The organism is Bacteroidota bacterium (assembly GCA_034723125.1).
Taxonomy (GTDB): domain Bacteria; phylum Bacteroidota; class Bacteroidia; order CAILMK01; family JAAYUY01; genus JAYEOP01.
In genome coordinates, this window is the sequence record JAYEOP010000611.1 from 1 (window position 1) to 6,913 (window position 6,913).

Genomic DNA, 6,913 nt, shown 5'->3' on the forward strand with positions numbered 1-6,913 from the left:
AAAAAATCAAAAAAAACAATGACATAAATCCTGCATCTTGCATCTTGTATCCTGTATCCTGCATCTTGCATCCTGCATCCTGCATCCTGTATCTTGCATCCTGTATCTTGCATCTTCTCACTTTCGTGTCAAAATCATTTTAAAATGTTCAATATCTGCTTCCATAAACATTTTTCCTTCTATTTTAAAACCAAATTTCTCATAAAGCGGAGTTATGTATGCTTGTGAATTTAAGTAAATAGGAAGCTTTAAGGGTTTTACGTCTTTAATTGTTTCTTTTATTAGCAAGGAGGAAAATCCTTTTCCTCTGTATTTTTTTAAAGTAGCAAATCTTTCAAGCTTTATTCCTTCTTTGGTAATTCTCCATCTTGCAGTTGCAATTGCTTTGTTGTCGACAAATAATAAGTAATGAACTGAAGATTCTTCAAATTCATCATATTCAATTTCCGGCTCTACATTTTGTTCTTCAACAAAGACTTCTTGTCTGATTTTTAGTGACAGATTTACATATTTTTTTTCTTGGAGTGAAAAACGAATTATTTTCTGCATAGTTTTTAATTATTGGTGTTGCTCTCTCAAAAGATCATTAATGTATTTTACAGGATTAAAAGTAATTAGAGGAACTTCAACAAAAACAGTATTCCAATCTGCCATTGCACCATTCCAGAGTCCGGGTAGCTCTTGTGCAAGCAAATCTTTCCCGTCTTTTGATTTTTGTGAAATAAATCCTGTTTCATGGTCAATGAATTTTTTTAAATCAAATTTATTTCCATTGTGGTCTTTTGTTGTGCAAACAAGGTCAACAGGATTAAAATGTGTTGAGTTACTTAGAATTTCCAATTGATTTTTATCTTGGGTATTAATTTGTGATGCTTCAATAATTTGCAAGGACACAGAACCGTCTTCATTTTTTACCCAAAATGGTCCTCCTCCAGGTTCACCTTCATTCTTTACCATTCCACAAATTCGTATCGGACGCTTTAATTTTGTTTTTAAGTATTTTATCTTTTCTTTAATGTTAATTTTTTTGAAATTCTCAGGAAAAATAAACATTAGTTCTTTCTCAAAGAAATAAATAATATCATTGATAATTTTTCCCGATTCATCTTTTTCTAATTTTTTTAAAAAATCAAAAAGCTTTTGTTGAAGATAAATTAAATGAGCACCAATGACTTTTTTATATTTTATTGTTTCAGCTTTGAGGCGGTCGGGAACAACATTGTCAATATTCTTTATAAAAATAATGTCTGCATCAAGATTGTTGAGGTTGTCAATTAAAGCACCATGTCCACCGGGACGAAAGAGGATCGAACCATCTTGAAGACGAAAAGGTTTGTTTATTAAATTTACAGCAATTGTATCCGTTGATTGATTTTGTACTGAAAAGTTTATTTCATATTTTAGATTAAATTCTTTTTCGTAAAGAGGAATAACCTCATTGAAAAGATTTTTAATATCACTAATGTGCTCTTCTGAAAGTGTAAAATGTATTCTTGCAATATTACCTTTAGAGGTAGAATATTTAGCCGCTTCTACAAGATGTTCTTCAATACTTGTTCTTGCTCCGTTCTTATATTTATGAAAATGTAAAAGTGCTTTTGGCAACTCGGAATAATCCATTCCTGATTTTGTAAGAAAGTATTTTAAAATTGCATTGTAATTAGCATCTTTAATGTCAATGTTATTTTCTTTTAAGATGTTTTCCAACTTGTTATGAAAAGCAAAATTTTGAAGCTGTTTAAAAAAGTAAAAAGCTGAATTAAAACTATTATCATTTTTAAGTTCCTCTTTTTGTTCACTTTCATTTAGATTTAAAAAATTTAAAAGATTTTTGAACATTCTGCTTGCTGCTCCGGAGGCAGGGACAAATTTTAATATTTCCTTATTTTTTGTTCTAACAGTATAGCTTCTTACCAATTCAGTAATTTCATTGTCATCAAAAACTTTGATTCCATGTTCTTTAGTAGCTACTTTTACAAGTTTTATAGGTGGAAATCCTGTTTTAAAATTCTGCAATTGTTTTTCAATTTGTTCAATTGCTATTCCTTTATTTTTTATTTGTTTGTGGTCTTTATTTGTAAACATATTATTTAATCTTTACATTTGCGAATAAAAGCTTAATTAGATAAGAATTAAAAATTGGAAATTTACATAAAAAAATAATTTTAAAATTACTGCTTATAAAAAACAATTGGTTTTATGTTGATTTGTGTGGGTAAAAAAAAATTAAAGCCACAGACTTCGTCTGTCGAAGACAAGCTAAGTGTAATAGAAGTAAGACTACGTCTGTCGAAGACAGATTCACAGATTAAAATTAATTTATATGAAATATTCTAATAAGATATATGCAGAGCGGTCATAAACTGCGTTTTGCTATACCGTGTAAACGAATAATAATCAATACGTTAAACATAGTGCCAAATCTCAAATTATGTGCAGTCGAAATATATGTCCTTTAGTCCAGATATATCTGGATTTGGCGAAAATTCATTAATTAGTAGATGTCTATAAAGTAGAGTGTTTAGTTCAGAATGTTCGAGTTCAAGCCTTGTGAAGTCTTTAAAATCAAGGAGCTCGTACGGATGACTGTTTTAAAGACGAACATAACGCAGAAATCGGACATTATGGACAAACACTAATTACAAAAAGAGTAATTTTGTAATCTGTGAATCTGTGGCAAATTTGATTACCCACAGTATTTGACATAGAACCAAAAAATTTAAAGATTTAAAAATATAGCTATGGAATATCAAACTCAACTTTTAGTAATCATGATATCATATATGTCTTTGTTGATACTATGGGGATTGTATCAGGGAAGAAAAGTAAAAACCGAATCGGATTATGCAATTGCAGGACGAGGATTACCGGGCTGGGTTGCAGCATTATCCGAACGTGCTACCGGTGAATCTTCATGGGCTTTGTTGGGATTGCCGGGTGCTGCTTATGCCACCGGCTTAACCGAAATTTGGACTGCACTTGGTTGTGTGTTGGGAATTATTACTGCTTGGATTTTAATTTCTTGGAAGTTGCGTGATGAGGCTGAAAAATATAACGTAAATACTTTTACTGAATTTATTGCAAAAAAACATGGTGATGTTGGAAAATGGATAAGAATTGTTGGTAGTTTTACAATAGTGTTTTTCTTTTTCTTTTATGTTGGAGCTCAATTTCTTGGCGGAGGCAAAATACTTCACACTATGTTTGATGTTGAACCAAAAATTGGTATGCTAATAACTGCTGCCGTAATTGTTCCTTACACAATTTACGGTGGATTCAGAAGCGTGGTTTATACTGATGTTATTCAGGCAATTGTTATGATAATTACTTTGATTCTTGGTCCTATTATAGGAATTATTTATCTTGGTAATCATCCTGAACTTTTTGCTCAATCAATTCCTGAAGCATTAAGTAATGCAGGTACTGATTATACTTCCTTAACAGCTGCTGCTTCCGGATATGCGGCTGGTGTGGTAATAGCTGCAGGATTTTCTTGGTTCTTTGGATACTTGGGTGGTCAGCCTCAGTTGAGCATGAGGTTTATGGCAATAAAAGATAAGAAGCAAGCAAAAATTGCAAGAAATATTGGTATCAGTTGGACAGTAATTGCATATATCGGAGCACTTTCTCTCGGTTGGATTGGCATTGCTATTTTTGGACCTACAGGACTTGAAGACAGAGAATATGTTATGCCGGCAGTAATTCTTGAGCTTTTTCCTCCTGCAATTGCTGCAATTCTTATCACAGGTGCTATTGCTGCAATGGTTTCTACTGCTGATTCTTTGTTAATTCTTTCTTCAACGGAACTTTCAGAAAATTTAATAAAACCTGCTTTTAGATCAGATAAAAATGTTGGAAGTAAAAAGGCATTAAGCAGGTCAAGAATTATTACTGCCTTGATTGCTGTTGTTGCTTTGGGATTTGCTTATATTTCGCCTACAAAATTAATATTTACAATTGTGGGTTATGTATGGGCAGGTATTGGAGGAACTTTTTCTGTTGTGATTTTATTATCATTATTCTGGAAAAAATTTCACGGCAAAGCTGCTCTTACTACAATAATTACCGGATTGCTGTTTACTATAATTTGGATAAGTTCAGGAATGGATGAAAAAATAACAGCAAGATTAATGACTTTTGCTGTGGCTTTGTTGGTAGCAATTATTTCTACTTATGTTTTTAAGAGTAAAAAATGAAAATATCGCAAAAAGAAACATTTTTAATTTTGGAGAGTTTTCTAAGAGGCACTATTTATCTCAGCAAATAATATCGTGCCGATGGCACTTTGGTCTATTTTATCACAGAAGTTACCATAATATCGCTCCTCTGGAGCTTTTCTCAGTACCGCAGCTACGATATTACTTCTAATTCATACCGAAAGGTTATCATGTAACAGAAAATAAATTTTCTTAACATGCTAATCCATCGGCATAATACTAGATTCTTTTTAATTAAATTGATGGTGGTTTAGTATCATTTGGAATCTGTCTTATATATTTTTCTGTTATTTCTCTAATTGATTTTTTAACCATTGTCTCAGTTTATCAATTATTCTAATCAATTATCATTTTCTTAACAACATTTCCTTTATCAGTTTTTATTTTAATAATGTAACATGCTTTAGCCAAATTTAAATTAAGCGAATGATAATTTGAAGTTTTAAGCATTTTATTAAAAAGTAATTTTCCGCTTATGTCATAAACAAAAAGTTCTTTTGCTTTACTTGACGGGTCAATAATAATTATTGAATTTTTAAAAGCATTAACTTTTATATCGGAAACATTTTTGTTTTCAACCTTATTGTTTTTTGAACTGAAATGCAAAACAAATCTGTCATCAAATTCACCGCTATTTGTTGTAAATTCATAGTTCGGAGTTTTTGAAAGTTCTGTTAGTTTTTGTTCATACAAATCTTCAAGAATAATTTTATTATAAAAATTATCAATAGAATCTATTGCTATGGAATAGTTACCATCAAATCCTGCATAAAAGCCAAGAGCTATTGAAACATCTTCGGTAATTGGAGGCAAGCCTTGTATTACATAACTTTCATCATCATTTTCAATTAATGAATAAAAAGCAATGTTTTCATTTCCTCTGAGCTTTTCAGCATCATATAACCTATCTCTTGCTATGGTTGCACCTTCTAAAAATCCTATTAAAATATTATTTGAAATATCATGGTCAGTGCTTATCAGGTTCAACCAAATTCTTTGTCTGTTGTCAGTAGGTGGAGTATAAAAAGCTGCTGGATCTGTATGAAGCCTATGATCATTAGTGAAAGTTACAGTTCCTGCAGAACTTGCTTGAATAAAGAAAGCCTGTCCAACTTCAACATACATATTTGGAGTTGTAGTTGAACCACCACCTGTTGCCCCTGCTCCGGTGCCGGCAGTTGCTCCTGTAACATTCCATGTTGCATAATCATCAGTTGTATAGCCTGAAGCATGTCCATGATCATCTGCCCAATAATAGAGTGATCCACTAATATCTGAGTTATCATTAACAAAATCACTGGCATCAATGCGTGAAGGGTAAGGATTACCTATTAAATTATAGCCTGTTCCACTATTTGAAACTGCCACAGTAACATTTCCTGTATTTAATGTTCCTGTATAACTAATAGTCTTGTTTCCATTGTATGCAACATAATAACCTGTACCTGCCGAAAGTGCATCAGCGGAATAAATACGAGACCAAACAGGCGAGCCTCCCGGTACATATTTGTAGGCATTATAATCTCCTATAGTAGCATCAAGTATATCAGCTCCTGTGCCATCACTAATTGGAGGCGAAACATAGTGAACATAGCCTCCACTACCTCCATCAACATATCGTTCTACTTTAACATCGCCTGCTATTTCTCCTTTTGTAATTAATGATCCTGTTCCGGAATTTGACATAGCATTTGAGGCTACTGTAAATGTGCCTTCAACAAACAAGTTGCCATCAACGGTCAGGCTGTTGCCCTCACTTACTTCTGTGCTTACCAATGAGCCTATGAAAAGGTTGTTTACAGTTGTATTATCTGCAATAGAAGATGGGTCGCTACCACCACTCCAATTGTAAATACCTACATTATCGCTTGCAGGAACTGCACCATCGCTCCAGTTTGTAGCAGTGCTCCAACTTGTAGAAGCTGTATTAAGCCAACTGTTAAAAGCTGCTGATGTTACCCAGTCGTCATTTGCCATATTGTAAAGTGTTCCATCATTGCTATTGCCCGAAAAATCCTGTAAAGTTGCCCCGCTTGTATTATCAAAATTATAATATGCCACCAACCCACTTTCTCCTCCCGTGATGCTATTACACATATTTTCACGAATTTGATCAGCGGAACGAGCTGAATTCCATATACGTACTTCATCTAACTTCCCGTTAAAATCATAGCTCCCCAGAGATCCCGTGGTGTCGACCCTTCTACCCATTCGAATAGCATTGGTCGATTTTGTATAGCTAGAAGAGCTGGAATGAATCTGTATTCCGTCTAAATAGCCTGTAATGCTAGTTCCATCACAGGTTACTGCAATGTGATGCCAGCCATTGTCTCCAAAGTTAAAGGTGAATTCATTACTTGAGTTATATCCAAAAATGACACCATAGGAACCGTTAATACAAACAAAATACCAGTCTCCTGGAGTATGTTGCAGTCCTTTATCCAATAATGTATTCCAAGTTTGTGTAGCATCAATTTTAGCCCACATTTCTACTGTAAAATTATCATTGTTTAATGAAGATGATGCAGAAATATCTACATAATCGCTAAATCCGTCAAAATCCAAAGCATTTTTAGGACCAAAGAAAGCTGAAGAAGGAGTCCATTCACTACCGGTCATGTTGGTTAGTGTTCCATCATAATTAGATGATGATTGATCATCGTTGGCATTAGTTAAACTGCTTTCATTAAATTTGT

Annotated in this window: 4 protein-coding genes; 1 reads left to right on the forward strand and 3 read right to left on the reverse strand. The window is 33.2% G+C overall.

Annotated features, from left to right (window positions below):
* Window positions 1–117: 117 nt before the first annotated feature.
* Window positions 118–549: a GNAT family N-acetyltransferase gene (locus U9R42_15090; protein MEA3497351.1), complete on the reverse strand. Its 432-nt coding sequence runs from the start codon at window positions 547–549 to the stop codon at window positions 118–120.
* Window positions 550–558: 9 nt separating this feature from the next.
* A complete protein-coding gene (locus U9R42_15095) occupies window positions 559–2,085 on the reverse strand; it encodes a DUF4301 family protein (protein MEA3497352.1) in 1,527 nt (508 codons plus the stop codon).
* A 656-nt stretch (window positions 2,086–2,741) separates the two neighbouring features.
* Here U9R42_15095 and U9R42_15100 point away from each other — a divergent pair.
* Window positions 2,742–4,196: a sodium/proline symporter gene (locus tag U9R42_15100; GenBank protein ID MEA3497353.1), complete on the forward strand. Its 1,455-nt coding sequence runs from the start codon at window positions 2,742–2,744 to the stop codon at window positions 4,194–4,196.
* A 357-nt stretch (window positions 4,197–4,553) separates the two neighbouring features.
* Here U9R42_15100 and U9R42_15105 read toward each other — a convergent pair.
* Window positions 4,554–6,913 (reverse strand): LamG-like jellyroll fold domain-containing protein (locus tag U9R42_15105; GenBank protein ID MEA3497354.1); only part of this gene is annotated, 2,360 nt, incomplete at its 5' end.